Origin of the sequence: Geobacillus sp. BMUD (assembly GCF_013096845.1) — a bacterium.
In the GTDB taxonomy this organism is placed as follows: domain Bacteria; phylum Bacillota; class Bacilli; order Bacillales; family Anoxybacillaceae; genus Geobacillus; species Geobacillus vulcani.
This window is the reverse complement of the sequence record NZ_SDLA01000005.1, coordinates 170609-188577: the sequence shown is the minus strand read 5'-3', so window position 1 is coordinate 188577 and position 17969 is coordinate 170609. Positions and strand designations below refer to the sequence as shown.

The 17969-nt window shown below is 54.3% G+C and carries 16 protein-coding genes and 1 pseudogene; 13 read left to right on the top strand and 4 right to left on the bottom strand.

Annotated features, from left to right (window positions below; genetic code table 11):
• Positions 1-149: 149 nt before the first annotated feature.
• From ETC05_RS08490 to ETC05_RS08470, 5 genes and pseudogenes are all read left to right on the top strand, one after another.
• The gene (locus ETC05_RS08490; RefSeq protein ID WP_253263975.1) at positions 150-1559 is read left to right on the top strand and encodes a sensor histidine kinase; all 1410 of its coding nucleotides are present in this window, start codon (positions 150-152) and stop codon (positions 1557-1559) included.
• Entirely contained in the window at positions 1531-2130 is a 600-nt protein-coding gene (locus tag ETC05_RS08485; RefSeq protein WP_031405774.1) for a response regulator transcription factor, read from the top strand. Before ETC05_RS08490 ends, ETC05_RS08485 begins: the two co-directional genes overlap by 29 nt.
• Positions 2131-2749: 619 nt before the next feature.
• Positions 2750-3463: pseudogene (locus ETC05_RS08480) on the top strand ((Fe-S)-binding protein); the annotation flags it as partial.
• Between the two features lie 22 nt (positions 3464-3485).
• Positions 3486-4916 (top strand): LutB/LldF family L-lactate oxidation iron-sulfur protein, encoded by a 1431-nt coding sequence (locus ETC05_RS08475; RefSeq protein ID WP_171660828.1) that lies wholly within the window; start codon positions 3486-3488, stop codon positions 4914-4916.
• Positions 4913-5635: a LutC/YkgG family protein gene (locus tag ETC05_RS08470; protein ID WP_171660827.1), complete on the top strand. Its 723-nt coding sequence runs from the start codon at positions 4913-4915 to the stop codon at positions 5633-5635. Before ETC05_RS08475 ends, ETC05_RS08470 begins: the two co-directional genes overlap by 4 nt.
• Positions 5636-5682: 47 nt before the next feature.
• On the opposite strand, the gene ETC05_RS08465 is transcribed toward ETC05_RS08470, so the two are convergent.
• From ETC05_RS08465 to hutP, 4 genes are all read right to left on the bottom strand, one after another.
• Positions 5683-6615, bottom strand: coding sequence for a D-2-hydroxyacid dehydrogenase (locus ETC05_RS08465; RefSeq protein ID WP_031405779.1), 933 nt, complete (start codon positions 6613-6615; stop codon positions 5683-5685).
• A 23-nt stretch (positions 6616-6638) separates the two neighbouring features.
• Positions 6639-7325 carry a TerC family protein gene (locus ETC05_RS08460; RefSeq protein ID WP_031405781.1) on the bottom strand — a complete coding sequence of 229 codons (687 nt, stop codon included), beginning with the start codon at positions 7323-7325 and terminating at the stop codon, positions 6639-6641.
• Between the two features lie 417 nt (positions 7326-7742).
• A complete protein-coding gene (hutH, locus tag ETC05_RS08455; protein WP_031405783.1) occupies positions 7743-9257 on the bottom strand; it encodes a histidine ammonia-lyase in 1515 nt (504 codons plus the stop codon).
• Positions 9258-9377: 120 nt separating this feature from the next.
• On the bottom strand, positions 9378-9827 hold the full coding sequence (hutP, locus tag ETC05_RS08450; RefSeq protein ID WP_031405785.1) for a histidine utilization transcription antiterminator HutP: 450 nt from the start codon (positions 9825-9827) through the stop codon (positions 9378-9380).
• 296 nt (positions 9828-10123) lie between these two features.
• On the opposite strand from hutP, the gene ETC05_RS08445 reads away from it, so the two are divergent.
• The 8 genes from ETC05_RS08445 to ETC05_RS08410 all read left to right on the top strand — a co-directional run bounded on the left by ETC05_RS08445 (position 10124) and on the right by ETC05_RS08410 (position 17839).
• Positions 10124-10969, top strand: coding sequence for an SPFH domain-containing protein (locus tag ETC05_RS08445; RefSeq protein ID WP_171660826.1), 846 nt, complete (start codon positions 10124-10126; stop codon positions 10967-10969).
• A gap of 15 nt (positions 10970-10984) precedes the next feature.
• Complete coding sequence (locus tag ETC05_RS08440; RefSeq protein WP_171660825.1) at positions 10985-11164, top strand: type II toxin-antitoxin system antitoxin; 180 nt, start codon at positions 10985-10987, stop codon at positions 11162-11164.
• A gap of 204 nt (positions 11165-11368) precedes the next feature.
• On the top strand, positions 11369-12397 hold the full coding sequence (locus tag ETC05_RS08435) for an XdhC family protein (RefSeq protein WP_171660824.1): 1029 nt from the start codon (positions 11369-11371) through the stop codon (positions 12395-12397).
• Positions 12394-13032 (top strand): xanthine dehydrogenase accessory protein PucB, encoded by a 639-nt coding sequence (gene pucB / locus ETC05_RS08430; protein ID WP_171660823.1) that lies wholly within the window; start codon positions 12394-12396, stop codon positions 13030-13032. Before ETC05_RS08435 ends, pucB begins: the two co-directional genes overlap by 4 nt.
• Positions 13019-15346 (top strand): xanthine dehydrogenase family protein molybdopterin-binding subunit, encoded by a 2328-nt coding sequence (locus ETC05_RS08425; RefSeq protein WP_031405794.1) that lies wholly within the window; start codon positions 13019-13021, stop codon positions 15344-15346. Before pucB ends, ETC05_RS08425 begins: the two co-directional genes overlap by 14 nt.
• Entirely contained in the window at positions 15333-16169 is an 837-nt protein-coding gene (locus ETC05_RS08420) for an FAD binding domain-containing protein (protein WP_031405796.1), read from the top strand. Before ETC05_RS08425 ends, ETC05_RS08420 begins: the two co-directional genes overlap by 14 nt.
• 21 nt (positions 16170-16190) lie before the next feature.
• Entirely contained in the window at positions 16191-16664 is a 474-nt protein-coding gene (locus ETC05_RS08415) for a (2Fe-2S)-binding protein (protein WP_031405798.1), read from the top strand.
• Positions 16665-16744: 80 nt separating this feature from the next.
• A complete protein-coding gene (locus ETC05_RS08410; protein ID WP_237746867.1) occupies positions 16745-17839 on the top strand; it encodes an MFS transporter in 1095 nt (364 codons plus the stop codon).
• The last annotated feature ends 130 nt before the right edge of the window (positions 17840-17969 follow it).

The following is a 17969-nucleotide window of genomic DNA, read 5'->3' as shown; positions in this document are numbered from 1 at the left end:
CCCATGTCCCATTCCGAAATAATTCACAAAAAATTTAGCACATTCTTTCGGAAAGGGGGAGAGGGATATTCCGAAGGAATGTGCAAAAAAGAGTCTTTTTTGTGCGGAAATAAAGTGATAATTTACATTATAGCCTTGGCAGTATAGTCATGTTTCCACTGACGTTGTCATATTTGTTAACCCGGCAGGAAATTATCGATTTTCGCGAAATATTAGAGAAAATGATGGTCCGTCTATTCATGATTGGTTGTTGTTTAGCAATATTTAATCTATTATTGTCGCTATTTTACGATATACACTTTAAGCTCGGCATCTTAATCAACACATTGCTCATTTGCCTTTTTATTGTCTATGATCTAATCGACAAAGGGCTCGAACCGCTGCAAATGAGGAAATGGCATGGAAAACAAGAGGAAATTCAAAAAGAAAAACTCGCCATTCTTCAAGAGTTGCTAAACGGAAAACATTTAGAATATTGTGCTAAGCTCATTGCTGATTTAATACACAAAACGATCGATGTGAGTGGAGTATGCATCGTGTGGAAACATGATCACAGCCCTACTGTATTGCATAAAACAGGAATGTTCCGTCATTTTCACGATAGTGAATTATTATCTTATGCTTGTCAAAGCAGCCATTTTTACAAAATGACTATGAATGAAAAGAGCGTCTTTTTCTATCCTATGAATATAGACGATGCATTAATCGGCTGGATGATGATTGGAGAAAAAACAAACGCGACGGTTTTTGACAAAGAAGAACAAAAACTAATGAAAAAAATCCAAATGGACGCCATAGAATTATTCGCCAGCTCAAAAACGTTACAACAGATTGAGAACCAACTAAAGAAAACAATAGAAGAATCATGGATGTCCGAGCAATCCCACTGGCTCCTTCTTCATGAACATGAAGAAGAAAAAAGGAAACTGTCAATTTTCCTCCATGACGAGGTACTGCAACACTTAATTCTTCTTCTCAATAAGCTTGAATGGCTTATTCAAAAGAAAAATATAGATAAAAGATTGTTCGATGACATTAAAGGGCTACTTCAACGTGATATTTTTGAAGTCAGAGAGATGTGCCATGAGCTGTATCCTGTTATGGTGGAGGATTTAGGGCTTAAACAAAGCCTCTCTTCATTAAGGCGAACATGCGAGATGAACTATAACGTGATTGTTGAAGTCAATTATATTGCGAACCTAAAAATCATTCCGCCGTTTCTCTCAATCCAAGCATTTCGGATCATTAAAGAATTAGTTTATAACGCCATCAAACATTCTTCGTCAAGAAAGATTGTTGTAACTGTTGAAGAAACACAACAGTTTCTAAGTATACAAGTCAAAGATTACGGCGTCGGATTTAAGGTGCCGGATCATTTATTAGAATTATCACAGACAAATCACTTAGGTTTAATTACAATTCAAAAACGGGTTCATCAGTTAAAAGGTACACTGACAATACATTCAGAGCTGGGGGCTGGAACTTGCATTTCCGTTTCTTTGCCAATTACAGTTGAAGAAGGTGGGGTCAATGAAAATCAAAATATTATTAGTAGATGACCATTTGTTGGTCATGCATGGAATTCAACAATTGTTAGAAAATGAAATCGATTTGGAGGTCGTCAATACCGTTTGTGATCCCGCACTTTTAGAGACAGAAATCAAAAAACATAACCCCAATGTCATTGTCATGGATATAAGGATGAAAAATGATAATGGGATTGAATGGACGAGAAAAATTGCCAAAACATATCCTACCTGCAAAGTCGTGATTTTATCGGGATATGGTTATGACGAATACATTCAAGCCGCCTATGAAGCTGGCGCTTATGCCTTCGTCACTAAGGAAAATTCGGTCTTTGAATTAGCCAATGCCATTCGGCAAACTTATCTAGGGGTTAAATCGTTCCCAATTGATCGATTGGACCGCTACAACTGTCCTCTTACAAAAACTGAATGGAACATTCTCCAACTCATTTCCGAAGATAAGACAAATGCGGAAATTAGCGAATTGCTGCATATCAGCCGCAGAACGGTGGAACATCATGTGTCTTCCATTTTGCGAAAGCTCGAGGCTGATTCGCGGGTCGGAGCGGTTGTGAAGGCAATAAAGCTAGGATTGATTGGGTAGAAAGGACTGACTCACAAGGCTAGCTGTTCTCTAGCTAAACACTAGATATAGAATTACAGATTCGATTAATGCGTATATATAGTAGCAGAAAAGGGTGTCTCATTGCTTTTGGACACCCTCTCTCCTTTCTAAAACGGCTATGTCAATCGATAAAGAACAACGACTATTGTTGGGCTAAGACTGATTATATTATAGCAAAAAAGACAACTTTCAGCTACGCTAACCGGAATTCATCTCCCCCTTTCACTTTGTTTAGAAGTGGGAGACTTCTTCCGTTGGTAAGTTAAAGTAAATGGGTTATTGCTTTCCGTGAAAATGCAAGACTGGCGCGGATTTTCCATCCACGGGTGGAGGGCAAAACGCTGCCCATGGAACTTTCCGTGAAAATGCTGCACTGGCGCGCATTTTCATCCCCAAGTGGAGGGCAGATTACGCTGCTCATGGAACTTTCTGTGAAAATGTGTCGTCTTAATCCATCATTTCATGCTAGGGGGAAACAAGACTTATTCATGAGTGTTTTTTCAAAAAAGGGCTACGAATCTGAAAAAAACATTTTATAATAGACATATAGTCATCAGATGACCTGTTCACTAAACTCGGTACACGGGAGGGAGAACCGATGAAAGTCTCGTTATTCGTCACCTGCCTGATCGATCTCTTTTATACGGAGGCCGGCAAAGCGACCGTCGAACTGCTCGAGCGGCTCGGCTGTGAGATTGATTTTCCCGAGGCGCAAACGTGCTGTGGACAGCCGGCGTATAACAGCGGCTACGTCCAAGAAGCGAAAGAGGCGATGAAACAAATGATGCGCGCGTTCGCCGATGCCGACTATGTCGTCACCCCATCCGGCTCATGCGCGGCCATGGTAAAAGAATACCCGCACGTCTTCCGTGGCGATCCGGAATGGGAAGACGAAGCGAAGCGCCTAGCGGCGAAAACGTACGAGCTGACCCAATTTCTCGTTGAGGTGCTGAACGTCGAGGATGTCGGCGCCTCGCTCCCCGGACGGGCGACGTACCATACGTCCTGTCATATGACAAGGCTCCTTGGCGTCAAAGAAGCGCCGCTCCGCTTATTAGAACATGTCAACGGGCTTGAGCTTGTTCCGCTGCCGAACGCTCATCAATGTTGCGGGTTTGGCGGCACGTTTTCCGTCAAAATGGGTCCGATTTCCGAACAAATGGTAGATGAAAAAATCGCCCATATCGACGAAGTGGACGCCGACTACGTGATCGGCGCCGATTGCGGCTGTTTACTAAACATCGGCGGACGCATCGAGCGGCTCGGCAAACCGATTCGCGTCATGCATATCGCCGAAGTGTTAAATCAACGCAACGAAAAGGAGGGGAACGACAATGCCGATGAAAATCGAAAACGGGCCGTTTTGGAAACGGGTCGAGGAAAACTTGCAAAATAATTTTATGCGCGGGGCGGTCGCCGGCATGCAAGACCGCGGCTATGTGCGGCGGCTTGGCGTCATTGAAGAGCTTGGCCATTGGGAGGAGTGGCGCTCGCTCGCTGAACAAATCCGAAAACATACGCTCGAAAACTTGGATTATTATTTAATGCAGCTTAGTGAAAACGTTGCCAACCGAGGCGGCCACGTCTTTTTCGCCCGGACGGCCGAAGAAGCGAACGACTACATCCGCCGCATCGCTTTGGAAAAACAGGCGAAAAAAATCGTCAAATCCAAATCAATGGTGACCGAGGAAATCAATTTAAACCCGGTGCTTGAAGCCATCGGCTGTGACGTTGTCGAAACCGACCTCGGCGAGTACATTTTGCAGATTGACGATCATGACCCGCCGTCGCATATCGTCGGCCCGGCGCTCCATAAAAACAAAGAGCAAATTCGCGACGTCTTCCGCCGCAAGCTTGGCTATACGAAATCGTCCGATCCGGTTGAACTTGCCCGCCATGCCCGCGAAACGCTGCGGCGCGACTATTTGACGGCTGACATCGGCATCACCGGCTGCAACTTCGCCATCGCCGAATCGGGTTCGATCACGCTCGTTACAAACGAGGGCAACGCCGACTTAGTGACCGCGCTGCCGAAAACCCAAATTACAGTCATGGGCATGGAGCGGATCGTTCCGACATTTGAAGAAATGGAAGTGCTTGTGAGCATGTTGACACGCAGCGCCGTCGGGCAAAAATTGACGAGCTACATCACCGTCCTCACCGGCCCGCGCGACGAAGGGGACGCTGACGGACCGGAAGAGTTCCATCTCGTCATCGTCGACAACGGGCGCTCATCGATTTTAGGCACAGAGTTTCAGCCGGTGCTGCAATGCATCCGCTGCGCGGCCTGTGTCAACGTCTGCCCGGTATACCGCCACATCGGCGGCCATTCGTACGGCTCGATTTACTCCGGCCCGATCGGCGCGGTCTTGTCGCCGCTCTTAGGCGGCTATGACGACTACAAGGAGCTTCCGTACGCGTCCTCCCTTTGCGCGGCCTGTACGGAGGCATGTCCGGTGAAAATTCCGCTTCATGAGCTGCTCATCAAACATCGCCAAATCATCGTCGAGCGGGAAGGAAAAGCACCGGTCGCGGAAAAGCTGGCGATGAAGGCGTTTCGCCTCGGGACCGCCTCGCCGTCATTGTACCGGTTCGGCACGAAGTTGGCGCCAAGCGCCTTCGCTCCGTTCGTTGAAGACGGGCGCATCAGAAAAGGCCCCGGCCCGCTGAAAGCGTGGACGGAAAGCCGCGAATTTCCGGCGCCAAGCAAAGAGAGGTTCCGGGACTGGTTTCGCAATCGGCAAAAAGGAGGGAATCCGTCATGACGCGTGGTACGATTCAAAACCGTGACGCGTTTTTACAAACGATCGCCGGGCGTCTCGGAAGAAGCCCCCGCCTGTCCGGCGTCTCCCGGCCGCAATGGGATGATGCGCCGCAATGGACGGTGTTTGCCGGCTATAGCCAGGACGACTTGCTGGCGGCGCTTCGCCAACAGTGCACACTTATTCATACGGACTACATCGAGACAACAAGCGCCGAACTGGCGGCTGTACTGAAGCGACAAGTGTCGGCCTACGGCGGCGGACCGGTCATCGTGCCAAACGATCCGCGCTTTGCCGAGTATGGCCTATCCCCCTTGCTTCAGGAGGAATGGCCGGCGGCACAAACGGACGTTCACGTGTGGAACCCGGCGCTCGGCCGCCAAAACATTGACGCCGCCGAACAGGCGAACGTCGGCATCGCCTTTAGCGACATCACCCTCGCCGAATCGGGAACGGTCGTGCTGTTTTCCCGCAACGGGCAAGGGCGGGCCATTCACTTTTTGCCGAAGACGTATATCGCCATCGTTCCGAAAAGCACCGTCGTGCCGCGCATGACGCAAGCGGCGGCGATCATTCACGAGCAAATCGAACAAGGCACCCTCGTTCCGTCATGCATCAACTTCATCACCGGCCCGAGCAACTCCGCCGACATTGAAATGAACTTGGTCGTCGGCGTCCACGGTCCAATGAAAGCGGCGTATATCATTGTCACTGACCGGTAAGCAACGCGAAACGGTGCCCCCTTGTTCGTCGGGCACCGTTTTTTCGTTCAATATTGCCGGCTCACATCAACCGCATTGGCAAGCGGCTTCCCGGCTTCGATGCGGCTAAGCGTGTCCAATATAGAGCGGGCGGCGTCCTCGGCCGCGGTGAGCGCCGCGATATGCGGAGTGATGATGACATGGGGATGACCCCATAGCGGCGAGTGCGGCGGCAGCGGTTCTTCTTCGAACACATCGAGCACGGCGAGGCGCACATTTCGGTTTTCCAGCGCCCCGACAAGCGCCGTCTCCTCGACCGTGGCGCCGCGGCCGACATTGATAAAGCCCGCATTGTGCAGGCAGGAAAAAAACGTCTCATCAAAGAGATGATGCGTTTCCTCTGTCAGCGGAAGCGCGGCGATCACCCAATCGGCGCGAGCAAGCGCTTCCCCCGCCTCGTCATGGCGGTAAACAGCCGAAAACGGCGGCGTGTCTCGGCCGCTTCGCGAGACGCCGACGGGCGAAACCCCAAACAGACGAAGCGTTTCGGCAATGCGCCGGCCGATCTCGCCCGTCCCGTAAATGACAATCCGCTGTTCGCTAAGCCGCTTCGGGGCGACCGGCTTCCACTGCCGCTGTTCTTGATACCAAGCATACACGTCATGGCATTGGGCGTCGCGCAGCAAGTAGCTGAGGCAATATTCGGCGATCTGCTCGCCAAATGACCCGATCGTCCGCGTCAGCAGCACGTCCGGCTTCCATTCCCGCTTCCACAAAAACGCGTCGACCCCCGCGCCGAGCGAATGCACCCAGCGCAAATGGGCAAGCGAAAACGGCCCGGCCGGCCGAAAGCCGATGTACGCGTCCGCCCAAGCAAAATCCGCCTCCTGCAATTCTTCTTCAGCGACAAAGCGAAACGCTTTATCGGGCCGCTTGTCCGGAAGAAGAGCGGCAAGCTCGGCATAAAGCCTTCCCGTCACGAGAATGCGTTGGATGTTCATGGAAGCACACCACCTCCAGCCGCTCAAATCAACGTCCCCTCTTCACGCGCTGCTTTTTTATTCGCGATGTAGCCGGCAGCCAAAACAAAAATCGTCACACCGGCCGCGACGGCATAGACGAACGGACCGTGCGAAAGATGAAGCAAGCGGAGCACCCCTTCGTCCCCAACGATCATCTTCCCGGCCGTCCACGCCAAAATGCCCGACCCAACGTACGCGATCCATCGATGTTGTTCCATCACCCGGACGATCGCTTTGGAGCCGAAAATCATGATCGGGATGCTGATGGCTACCCCGAGCGCCAGCATGCCAAGATGCCCTTCGGCCGCCCCAGCGACAGCGACAACGTTGTCCAAGCTCATGACCGCATCGGCGATGATAATCGTCATAATCGCCTTCAACAATCGATCCGCCGATTGTACACCCGCCTCTTCTTCCCGCTCAACGAGCACTTTATAGGCGATCCATACAAGCAACAAACCGCCCGCAAAGTGAATAAACGGGATTTGGAGCAAAAAGACGATGACAATCGCAAACAAAACGCGTAGCAACACCGCCCCGGCCGTCCCCCAAAAAATCGCCTTGTTTTGCTGGTCTTTCGGCAGCCGCCGCGTCGCCATCGCAATGACGACCGCATTATCCCCCGACAAAATGATATCAATCGCAATAATCTTCCATAAGGCCAACAACGCCGCGGCTGAAATCGTCAACAGAAGCCACCCTTTCCCCTTTTTCTCTCTTCCTCATCTTACCGCAAATCTGCAAGGGGAACAACTTTGGGAGACTGGTGAAAAATGACTGATCTCGCCGAATCCGTTCAGTTGACAAAAGAGGCGTTGATGTTACAAGGTTTCTCAGCTTGGGAAAGGGCTGTCTTTCACAGCTTTTTCATGACATCCCCCTTTTCGAACCGCTCACCAATGCCCTCGGCCTAACGAGAAAGAAATTGGGAGGAAAGACGGTCAAATTTTGCAAAAAAATGTAAGGAAGCAAGCCACATTCACCGAGGGCGGCTTCCCGATCTCTAGCGGAACAAGGCGGCGGTTCAAGGTCTATCTACCTTCCATTTTTTGAAATACCGCTCCTTGAACGCCCCCCCACCTGCGCCCGCCATGCCTCTTCCTTTTCTAAGCTTTCGTTTCATCGGGGAGAAGTTGATGGTTTGCCCTTTCTCTCAGCCACGCCGCCACCGCTTCGATGTCATCGGAAAACACGCGGTCTACCACAATGGAAGGAACGATGCGGCGCGCCTCGTGGTAAAACTGCCTCGTTGACGCAGCCAGTCGCTCGATGCCGCGCGCTTCGACAGCCTGCAACGCACAAATGAGCTCAATCGCCAACACCTTTCTTGCGTTTTGCACGATCATGTACGCATGGCGGGCGGCGGTCGTCCCCATGCTGACATGATCTTCTTGGTTAGCCGACGACGGAATCGAATCGACGCTGGCTGGATGAGCGAGCGTCTTGTTTTCCGATACGAGCGAAGCCGCGACGTATTGCATAATCATCGCTCCCGACTGCAAACCGGGCTGCGGGCTTAAAAACGGCGGCAAGCCTTCGTTCAAATGCGGATTCACGAGCCGCTCGATGCGGCGCTCGCTCATGTTGGCCAGCTCCGCCACCGCGATTTTCAACAGATCCATGGCGATCGCCACCGGCTGGCCGTGAAAGTTGCCGCCGGAAAGAACATCCCCGTTCGCAAAGATGAGCGGATTGTCGGTGGCGGCGTTCATTTCGATTTCGAGCGTTTCTTTCACATAGCGGAGCGCTCTGAGCGATGCCCCGTGCACTTGCGGGATGCAGCGGATCGAGTACGCATCTTGCACGCGCCGCTCCCCTTGCCTTGTGGTAAGCTGGCTTCCAGCGAGGTAACGGCGCATTCGTTCCGCCACCTCCGCCTGTTCCGGAAATCCGCGGGCTTCGTGGATGCGGGCGTCAAAAGCATCGGTCACGCCATAAAGCGCCTCGACCGTCAATGCGGCGATCCGCTCGCTGTCGTAAGCGAGCTGTTCCGCCGCTAAGCAAGCCAAAATTCCGACGGCCGTCATCGCCTGCGTCCCGTTAATGAGAGCCAACCCTTCCTTCTCTTTCAGGGAGAGCGGTGGGATTCCGGCTTGCGAAAGCGCTTGGGCGGCAGGCATCCGCCGGCCTTGATACATCACTTCCCCTTCGCCGACAAGCGCCAGCGCCAAGTGAGCCAGCGGCGCCAAATCGCCGCTCGCGCCGAGGGAACCTTGCTGGGGCACGATCGGGTGAATGCCGGCGTTCAAAAACGTAAGCAGCTGCTCAATGACCGCCGGCCGCACGCCGGAATACCCTTTTAACAAAGCATTCGCCCGCAACAGAAGCAGCGCCCGCACCACTTCCTCGGCAAACGGCTCGCCGACAGCACAGGCGTGTGAGCGGAGAAGATTGATTTGCAGCTGCTCAAGGCTGCTTCCTTCAATGCGCACATCAGCGAGTTTGCCAAAGCCCGTATTCACGCCATAGATCGTCCGTCCACTGGAAATCGCTTGTTCCACTGCCGCGCGGCCTTTCTCGACAGCCCTCATGCTTTCCTCAGCGGCCGCCACCATCTCCCGCTCATAGACAACACGTCTTACCTCATCGATCGTCAAAGTGTGTCCGGTCAATACGATCATCATTCCATCTCCCTTCGTTTGTTTTCCCAATCGAACGCCTGGGCAAACAAAAAAGGAGGCGCCCTGCCATATGGCAGCGTTCGCCTCCTCATGACTCATCGCTCTAGGCATTGATCGTTCCTATATATGATTGATTCCGAGCCCGGCCGCCTCGTGCTCGAGCCCGCGCACCGGAGCGCCGATCGTCCCGTACAAGGCGACGGCGATCCATTCCCCTTCGCTCGGTTGTTCATACGGCATACCGCGCACGACGGCGAAACGAAGGCCAGCGGTTCTCAACAAATCTCCCAGCTCTACCTGCCCTCTCGTTACGCCATGCACTGCCTCTAAAATCGCATGGTATAAGGCGTGCATCTCACGGTACAAGCCGCCGTCAACCACTCCATGCCGTTTCGCCGCCGTCTCAATCGCCGCGACGATTTTTTGCGGCTCCATCGCCCCGACCCGCCCTTGACAATAGCGCCAGGCGAGCGCCTGGAGCTGGTTGAGAACCGGGGCTTCCTCTCCTTCGTCAAGCATCGCCAGCAGCAATGCCAGCCGGCCGATGCGCGCCGATTTTTCTTTTCCCATGCTCGATACTCCCATTTGCTCTTTTTTTCTATTGTATGACGGCGAGAAAAACGGAGTCAATCGTTTTTTTCCATATTTTAACACACTAACTTGTTATCGGAATAAAGGCCTATGGCCAGAAGGTATGGCAAGTGAGGTTGTTTTCCAAACCCCGGCGCTTGATGGATGTTTCCCGACAGATCACACATGAAGGAAAACAGCGAATGGCTGAAAACCACAATAAGACTCGATTTACATTTTATTGAATATATGATATCATAAAAATATCAAATTGATATGAATTAGGGGGACAATCAATGAGGGAACAGAAAGCTTGGTATCTCGATGGATTCATCGGTATCGGCGGCATCGCTATGCTTCTCATCGCTGGGTTTCTCCTCCTCGTCCAGCAATTGTTTTTGCCCGCCCTTTTGTTTTTCGTCATGACTGTGTTGCTCGCGACCGGCATCACGATCGTCCAGCCTAATCAAGCAAAAGTGCTCACCTTTTTCGGCCGCTATTTCGGTACGATCCGCGACAGCGGGCTGTTTTTCACCGTGCCGCTCACGGTCCGGACGAAAGTATCGCTGCGCGTACGCAACTTTACCAGCAACAAACTGAAAGTGAACGATATCCAAGGCAATCCGATTGAAATTGCCGCCGTTGTCGTTTTCCGCGTCATTGATTCAGCCAAGGCTGTATTTGATGTTGATGATTACGAACAATTCGTCGAGATTCAAAGTGAAGCTGCGATCCGCCATGTCGCGACCAAATATCCATACGACACGTTTGAAGACGACAACGAAATTACGTTGCGCGGCAACGCCGATATTATTTCCGATGTTCTCGCCGCTGAACTGCAGGAACGATTGCGCGTCGCCGGAGTCGAAGTGATGGAAGCGCGCCTCACCCATTTGGCCTACTCGCCGGAAATTGCGGGCGCCATGCTCCAACGCCAACAAGCTGCCGCCATTTTGGCCGCCCGGAAAAAAATCGTCGAAGGTGCCGTCTCCATGGCGCAAATGGCGGTTGAACAACTTGACAAAGAAAACATTTTAGAGTTAGATGATGAACGAAAGGCCGCGATGGTGAACAACTTGATGGTCGCGATCGTCTCCGAGCGCGCCACTCAGCCGGTGATCAACACCGGCAGTCTATACTGATGGTTGTGGAGTGCGATGACAAAGAAAAAACAGTTCCCTTTGCGCATTGATTATGACCTGTACACCATACTAGAGCAATGGGCGCACGACGAATTCCGCAGCGTCAACGCCCAGATCGAGTTTTTGCTGAGGGAGGCAGCGAAGCGGGCCGGGCGGCTCAGGAAAGGAAAAACGGATCAAAGACAAAGAAGCTAGCCGCTAACGGCTGGCTTCTTTCGTTTTTCAGTCATGGGCATTTGTTACAGAAATATAATGATAGCAGAGCTCTTTTTAAAAAGGGGGACGACCCAATGCCGCACCCGCTGCCGCCGCTTACGACCATTACGAAATCTTATTTATCGTCCCGCCGCGCTTGCAACAGCTTAGCCGCCTTTGGCGCCATGCGGAAGGAGGATGAGCATGGAGAGCTACTATGCTGTGCTCGAAGCGATCGCCGGCGCGCCAGGCGATGGCGTGGTAGCCATCATCATTGACGTTGAAGGCTCGGCCTATCAAAAAGAAGGGACGTGCATGTGGATTGACGCAAATGGGGAAACGGTCGGGCTGCTGAGCGGCGGATGCCTTGAAGAAGCGGTGGCGGCCCACGCCCTTGACGTATTGGTGAGCCGCCAGGCAGCCGCTGTTTCGTTTGATTTGCGGACCGAGGACGATTTGTCTTGGGGGCAGGGCGCTGGCTGCAACGGACTCATCCGTGTTTGGCTTGAGCCGGTGACAGAGGACACAAAATCGGTCTGGCTGGCGCTCAAACGCTGCCTTGACCGCGGCGAGCATGTTCTAATGGCCCGGAGCCTCTCCAACCGAAACGAACCGCCGTTTTTCCAAAGCGAAACAGGGGAGCGCTTCGGCGGCTATGCTTCGCCGCCGAGGCCGGAATGGCTCAAGGCGCTGCATGGCACCCCGTTTTTCCGCGGCCGAAATGGGGTGCAGGAAACGGATGACGGCGCGTTTTACATCCAACATTTTTGGCCGAAGCCGCGCCTCGTTATTTTCGGCGCCGGGCCGGACGTCCCGCCGCTCGTCTCGGCAGCCAAAGCGGCGGGATTTTCCGTTACCGTAAGCGATTGGCGGCCGGCGTTTTGTCACCCGTCTCATGTGCCGGACGCCGACGCCTTAGTCATTGGCTTTCCGCATGAAACCGTTCCGCGGCTTCACCTGAATGAACGCGACTTTGTCATCATCATGACCCATCAGTTTGAACGCGACCGCGAACTCGTTTCCTTGTTAGCCGACATGCCACTCGCTTATCTCGGTGTGCTCGGTCCGCAGCGGCGCACGGACCGCCTCTTTCCCTCCGGCTCGGCTCCGCCGTTTGTCCGTTCACCGGTTGGACTGCCAATCGGCGCGCGCAGCCCGCAGGAAATCGCCATTAGCATTACGGCCGAGCTGATCAGCGTGTTGCGCGGGCGGGGAACGGAGGCCGCCCTATGAGCGGAGTTGCGATCGCTGCCATTTATTTAGCGGCTGGGCAGAGCCGGCGGATGGGAACCGATAAGCGCGCCCTGCCGTGGGGAGATGAGACGCTCGGCGCCGCCGGCCTTAAAGCGGCGCTTCGTTCCCGCCTTGCGCCTGTCATCGTCGTCGTTCCTCCGGACGATGCGCTCGCGTGGCTTCCGGCCGAGCTTCGGGATCATGAAAACTGCCGCTTCGCCCGCTGCGCTGACCATTGCCGCGGGCAGGCGCATTCGCTTGCCTGCGGCCTGCAAGTGGCGATCGCAGAAGGGGCGGACGCCGCTGCTGTGTTGCTCGCCGATCAGCCGTTTGTCACGTCTGAGACGATCGAGGTGCTTGCCGACCTTTATCGCCGACACCGTCCTGATTACGTCGCCTTCACCCGCTTCGGCACGCCAATGCCGCCGGTTATTTTTGGAAAACGAATGTTCCCTTCCCTGCTCACTCTAAAGGGCGATGCCGGCGGGCGCGCGCTGTTTGGTCATCCCTGCTGGCGCGGCCTCTTGTATGAAGGCGACGAAATAGCAGGCATCGATATCGACACGAAAGACGATTACGAGCACGCTGTCACTCATCAAAAAGAAAAGGAGGGACGCCACCGTGGCCGTCGGTAAAAGCATCATTCGCAAAGAAGCGTGGGATAAAGTGACCGGCCGGGCGAAATATACGAACGATTTCAAAGAACAGAGGATGCTTCATGCTGCTCTGGTGACAAGCCCATACGCCCACGCACGCATCCTCTCGCTGGATGCACGCCGCGCGCTCGCCGCCCCCGGCGTCCATGCTGTTGTGACCGGTGAAGGGCTTCCGCTCACCGGTGAAGATATGCGCGATCGTCCACCAATCGCCGTCGACAAAGTGCGCTACTTTGGCGAGGTCGTCGCCGTCGTCGTTGCCGACACGCTTGCGCAGGCCGAACAAGCAGCCCGCCTCGTCCGCGTCGCTTACGAACCGCTTCCGGCCGTCGGCTCGCCGCGCGAGGCGTTGAAAGAAGGCGCTCCGCTATTGCATGAACATCTCGACCGCTACGAAAAAAACAAAACGACTCATCCTGAACCTGGAACCAACATCGCCCACCGGACGAAAATCCGAAAAGGCAACATTGAACAAGGGTTTGCTGAAAGCGACGTCATCGTCGAAACGAGCGTATCGTTCGCCCCTTCCGACCATATCGCGATGGAAACACGCTGCGCCACGGCAGAAATTTGGCCGGACGGTGCAATCCATATTTCCGCCTCTTCCCAGTCACCGTTTATGATCAAGAAACTGCTCCATGCGTATTTTGGCGAAGAAACCGGCAAAGTCATCGTCCATACGCCGCTTGTCGGCGGCGCTTATGGCGGAAAAGCCCCCGTGCAGCTGGAACTGCTCGCCTACCTTGCTTCGAAAGCGGTCGGCGGCCGAAAAGTGAGCGTCTGGAACAGCCGCGAGCATGACATGGCCACCTCTCCCGTCCATATCGGATTAGAGGCGACTGTCAAAATTGGCGCCACGAAAGACGGCGTCTTGAAAGCGATGGAAATCATATTTCTGTTTGACGGCGGCGCTTATTCCGACAAAGCGATCGATGTCAGCCGCGCCGCGGCCGTCGATTGCACCGGCCCGTACCATGTCGAACACGTCTGGTGCGATTCGCTTTGCGTCTACACGAACCGCCCGTACGCGACGCCGTTTCGCAGCTTTGGGCATTGCGAGCAAGCGTTTGCCGTTGAGCGAGCCATCGATGAGCTAGCACGGAAGCTGCAGCTCGATCCATGGGAAGTGCGGCGCAAAAATGCCATCCGCCCAGGACAAACAACCCCGACGCAAGTGCGGCTCACGAAAAGCAACGTCGGCAACATATCAGCCTGCCTCGACCGGTTGCGCGAGCTGATGCGCTGGGACGAATGGCAGCGCGTCGAAGTGGACGCTTATACGGTAAGAGCAAAAGGAATCAGCGGCGGCTGGAAAACGTCCACGATCGACACAGACGCCAGCTCCGGCGTCATCTTAACATTTAACTCCGACGGCAGCGTCAACGTCATCTCCGGCGTCGTCGAAATCGGAACGGGCACGAAAACGGTGCTCGCACAAATCGTCGCTGAACGGCTGAAGATGGATGTCGATCGTGTCCATGTCAAAATGGATATCGATACGCAAACGACGCCCGAACATTGGAAAACGGTCGCCAGCCGCGGGACGTTTATGGCCGGACGTGCGGCTCTCGCCGCCGCCGATGACGCCATCCGCCAGTTGAAAGAGATCGCCGCCTGCGTGCTGCGGGCCGCGCCGGATGATTTGGAAGTCGGGTTCGAGCGCGTCTTTTTGCGCGATGACCCGGCGATATTCATTCCAGTGAAAGACATCGCCTACGGCTACAAATTCCCAAACGGCAATGCCATCGGTGGACAAGTGATCGGGCGCGGCCACTACATTTTGCGCCACTTGACCCCGCTTGACCCGGAGACCGGCGCCGGCAAACCGGGGCCGGAATGGGGCGTATGCGCCGAGGGAGTGGAAATTGAATTCAACCGCCGCGACTACACGTATCGCATCGTCAAAGCGTATGCGGTCATTGACGCCGGCAAAGTGCTCAACCCAAAGGCAGCGCTTGGCCAGGCCATGGGGGCAATGAGCATGGGGCTGAGTTTTGCCAGCCGAGAAGGGTTTCTTTTTGACCACGAACAGCGCTTGTTAAACCCGCAGTTGCGCACATACCGGCCGATTCGCTTCGGCGAACATCCAGAATACATCGTTGAGTTTGTCGAAACGCCGCAAATTGACGCCCCATATGGCGCTCGCGGCATCGGCGAACATGGCCTGATCGGCATGCCCGCCGCCTTGGCAAACGCCTTGTCGCTCGCTGCCGGCGTTCCGCTCAATGAACTGCCGCTCGTGCCAGAACTGATTTGGCGGAAACAGAAAGGGGACTCCTATGGTTCCGTTTGATTTTGCCTACTACCGGCCGCAGTCGATTGCCGAAGCGACAGCGCTATTCTTGGCGCTTGAACGTGACAGAAAACGACCGCTTTACTACAGCGGCGGCACGGAGATCCTCACGTTGTCTCGGTTGAACCTTGTCCGCACCGCTGCCGTCATTGACATAAAAGCGATCCCTGAGTGCCGGGCGCTTGAGGCGAGCGCCGATCCTCTCGTGCTTGGAGCGGCGCTGTCGCTCACCGAGCTCGAGGAGGCGAATCCGTTCCCGTTATTGACAAAAGCGGCCCGAGAAGTCGCCGACCGAACGGCGCGCAACCAAATTACACTCGGCGGCAACATTTGTGGACAAATTTTTTACCGTGAAACCGCACTGCCCCTATTCGTCGCCGAGGCAGATGTCATCGTTGCCGGACCATACGGCATCAGGCAATGCCGCTTCCTTGACTTGTTTCATCAACAGCTGCAGCTGGGCCGCGGTGAATTTGTCGTCCAGTTCAAGGTTGACCGTGCCACCGCCACCCTGCCCCATTTCCATCGCAAGCGCCGCAAACAAGGAGAAGTCGGCTACCCGCTTGTGACGATTGCAGCGCTGAAAAAAGACGAGGCCGTTCGCGTCGCTTTCAGCGGTGTCTGCCCGTTTCCGTTTCGCCTGGCTGAAGTTGAGGCGCACCTCAACGACCGGAGCCGCCCGATTGGCGAACGGATCCAAGCGGCGATCGCCGCCTTCCCGCGCCCGATTTTGCATGATATTGAAGGATCGGCGGACTACCGCCTGTTTGTCGCCGCCCAACTTTTGGAAGATGCGCTTCGCGAGTTAGGGGAAACCATCTAGACGGGAGGTCCACATATACACATGGAAGAAACAACAAAGCGGGAGCTTGTGTTGCACATTAACGGGGAGCAACGAACCGTCGTCATCCGCCAAGCCGAGACGCTGCTGTTTGTTTTGCGCGATCATCTTGGGCTGACCGGCGCCAAACCGGGTTGTCTAAACGGTGACTGCGGAGCCTGCACCGTCTTAGTCGATGGCATGCCGATCAAGTCATGCATGATGCTCGCGATGGAAACGGTCGGCAAACCGATCACGACGATCGAAGGGCTGGATGATGCCCCCATACAACACGCTTTCGTCCGCCATTTCGCTTTTCAGTGCGGCTATTGCACACCGGGCTTCATCATGAACGCTCAGGCGCTCATCGAGCGGCATCCGGATGCCGATGACGCGATGATTCAAGAATGGCTCGAATCGAACATTTGCCGCTGCACAAGCTATCAAGAAATTGAAGCAGCAATCAAAGAAGTGCTTGAAGCTAAAAAACAAGCATGACGCGTTAGCCTCATTTTCGACAGAAATCTCCACCTCGAGCAATAGGCAAAGCAAGCGATCCTAGGAAGAAGTGAGAGAAGTTGGCCAAGACAGCTCAGATTTCGCTCCTCCGTAGGAGCGTTTATCATCGCGGCGCAACCCATTGGCAAGTGGAAATGCTGTTTACCGCCTACATTTTTACGATGGCCGTCATGATGATTCCGGTTGGCCTCGTCGTCAGCCGCGTCGGCGATAAACAAATGATGGTGATCGGACTTGGCCTTGTCACGATTTTCTCATTATTGTGCGGCTTTGCGGCGAATATCCCGCAATTATCCCTCTTCCGCGCCGGGTGGGGGCTTGGCAATGCCACGTTTTTTGCGACCGCCATGACCTTGTTAATCGCCTTAACACCGCAGGCGAGCACGGCTGTCGGCTTGTATGAGGCGGCGATCGGCCTCGGGATGGCCGGCGGCCCGCTCATCGGGGGGCTGCTTGGCCAACATTCATGGCACTACCCGTTTCTCGGCACGAGCGTGCTCATTTTTATCGCCTTTTTGCTTGTCGCCTTGTTTGTGTACGATCCGAATAAAGGAAAACCAAAAAAGGCGGCCGGGTGGCAAGAAATGCGGCGTCTGCTCGCCTTTCCGCCGTTTTTGAAAGGGGCGGTGGGCGGCATGCTTTACTATTACGGCTTTTTCGTTGTCCTAGCCTATTCGCCGCTCATCATTCGCTTATCCGCCATTCAAATCGGCCTCGTCTTCTTCGGCTGGGGGCTTTGCCTCGCCTACGGTTCGGCGGTGCTGGCTCATCGGCTGGAGGAAAGCCATGAACCGAAACATCTATTGCCGTACAGCTTATTGCTGTTTGCGGTGTTGCTGCTGCTGTTGGCCGTCGCTCAGCCAACTTGGTTGATGATCGTCTTGATCATTTTGTCAGGTCTTGTATCCGGCGTAAACAACGCCTTGTTCACAAGCTACGTGATGGAAACATCGCCGTATGAACGCGGCGTCACTTCCGGCATGTACAACTTCGTCCGCTGGCTCGGAGCGGCCATCGCCCCCGTGCTGTCCGGCGTCATCGGCCATGCCATTTCCGCGAAAGCGCCGTTTATGGTGGCCATGGCGCTGGCGCTCATCGCCTTCCTGTTCCTTGCCTGGCGCAAGCGGGAGACTTCGGCAACCAAAACGGCATAACCGTGAAAAGCAGGCGACAACGGCCGTTTCGCGTCTATATAAAACTCGGAAAACGCCCGTCTCCGTCTGGAACGGGCGTTGTTCACAACTCGCTTTCCAGCCACGATCATTTTGAGCATGCTGCGGTGGC

What these genes read in the sequence shown, in the direction of transcription:
- hutH (WP_031405783.1), bottom strand. Translation starts at nt 9,257, where the DNA reads ATGATCGTATTGACCGGACACACTTTGACGATCGATGAGGTAAGACGT.
- ETC05_RS08435 (WP_171660824.1), top strand. Translation starts at nt 11,369, where the DNA reads ATGGAGAGCTACTATGCTGTGCTCGAAGCGATCGCCGGCGCGCCAGGC.
- pucB (WP_171660823.1), top strand. Translation starts at nt 12,394, where the DNA reads ATGAGCGGAGTTGCGATCGCTGCCATTTATTTAGCGGCTGGGCAGAGC.
- ETC05_RS08475 (WP_171660828.1), top strand. Translation starts at nt 3,486, where the DNA reads ATGCCGATGAAAATCGAAAACGGGCCGTTTTGGAAACGGGTCGAGGAA.
- ETC05_RS08420 (WP_031405796.1), top strand. Translation starts at nt 15,333, where the DNA reads ATGGTTCCGTTTGATTTTGCCTACTACCGGCCGCAGTCGATTGCCGAA.
- ETC05_RS08490 (WP_253263975.1), top strand. Translation starts at nt 150, where the DNA reads ATGTTTCCACTGACGTTGTCATATTTGTTAACCCGGCAGGAAATTATC.
- ETC05_RS08465 (WP_031405779.1), bottom strand. Translation starts at nt 6,615, where the DNA reads ATGAACATCCAACGCATTCTCGTGACGGGAAGGCTTTATGCCGAGCTT.
- ETC05_RS08415 (WP_031405798.1), top strand. Translation starts at nt 16,191, where the DNA reads ATGGAAGAAACAACAAAGCGGGAGCTTGTGTTGCACATTAACGGGGAG.
- ETC05_RS08445 (WP_171660826.1), top strand. Translation starts at nt 10,124, where the DNA reads ATGAGGGAACAGAAAGCTTGGTATCTCGATGGATTCATCGGTATCGGC.
- ETC05_RS08470 (WP_171660827.1), top strand. Translation starts at nt 4,913, where the DNA reads ATGACGCGTGGTACGATTCAAAACCGTGACGCGTTTTTACAAACGATC.
- ETC05_RS08440 (WP_171660825.1), top strand. Translation starts at nt 10,985, where the DNA reads ATGACAAAGAAAAAACAGTTCCCTTTGCGCATTGATTATGACCTGTAC.
- hutP (WP_031405785.1), bottom strand. Translation starts at nt 9,827, where the DNA reads ATGGGAAAAGAAAAATCGGCGCGCATCGGCCGGCTGGCATTGCTGCTG.
- ETC05_RS08485 (WP_031405774.1), top strand. Translation starts at nt 1,531, where the DNA reads ATGAAAATCAAAATATTATTAGTAGATGACCATTTGTTGGTCATGCAT.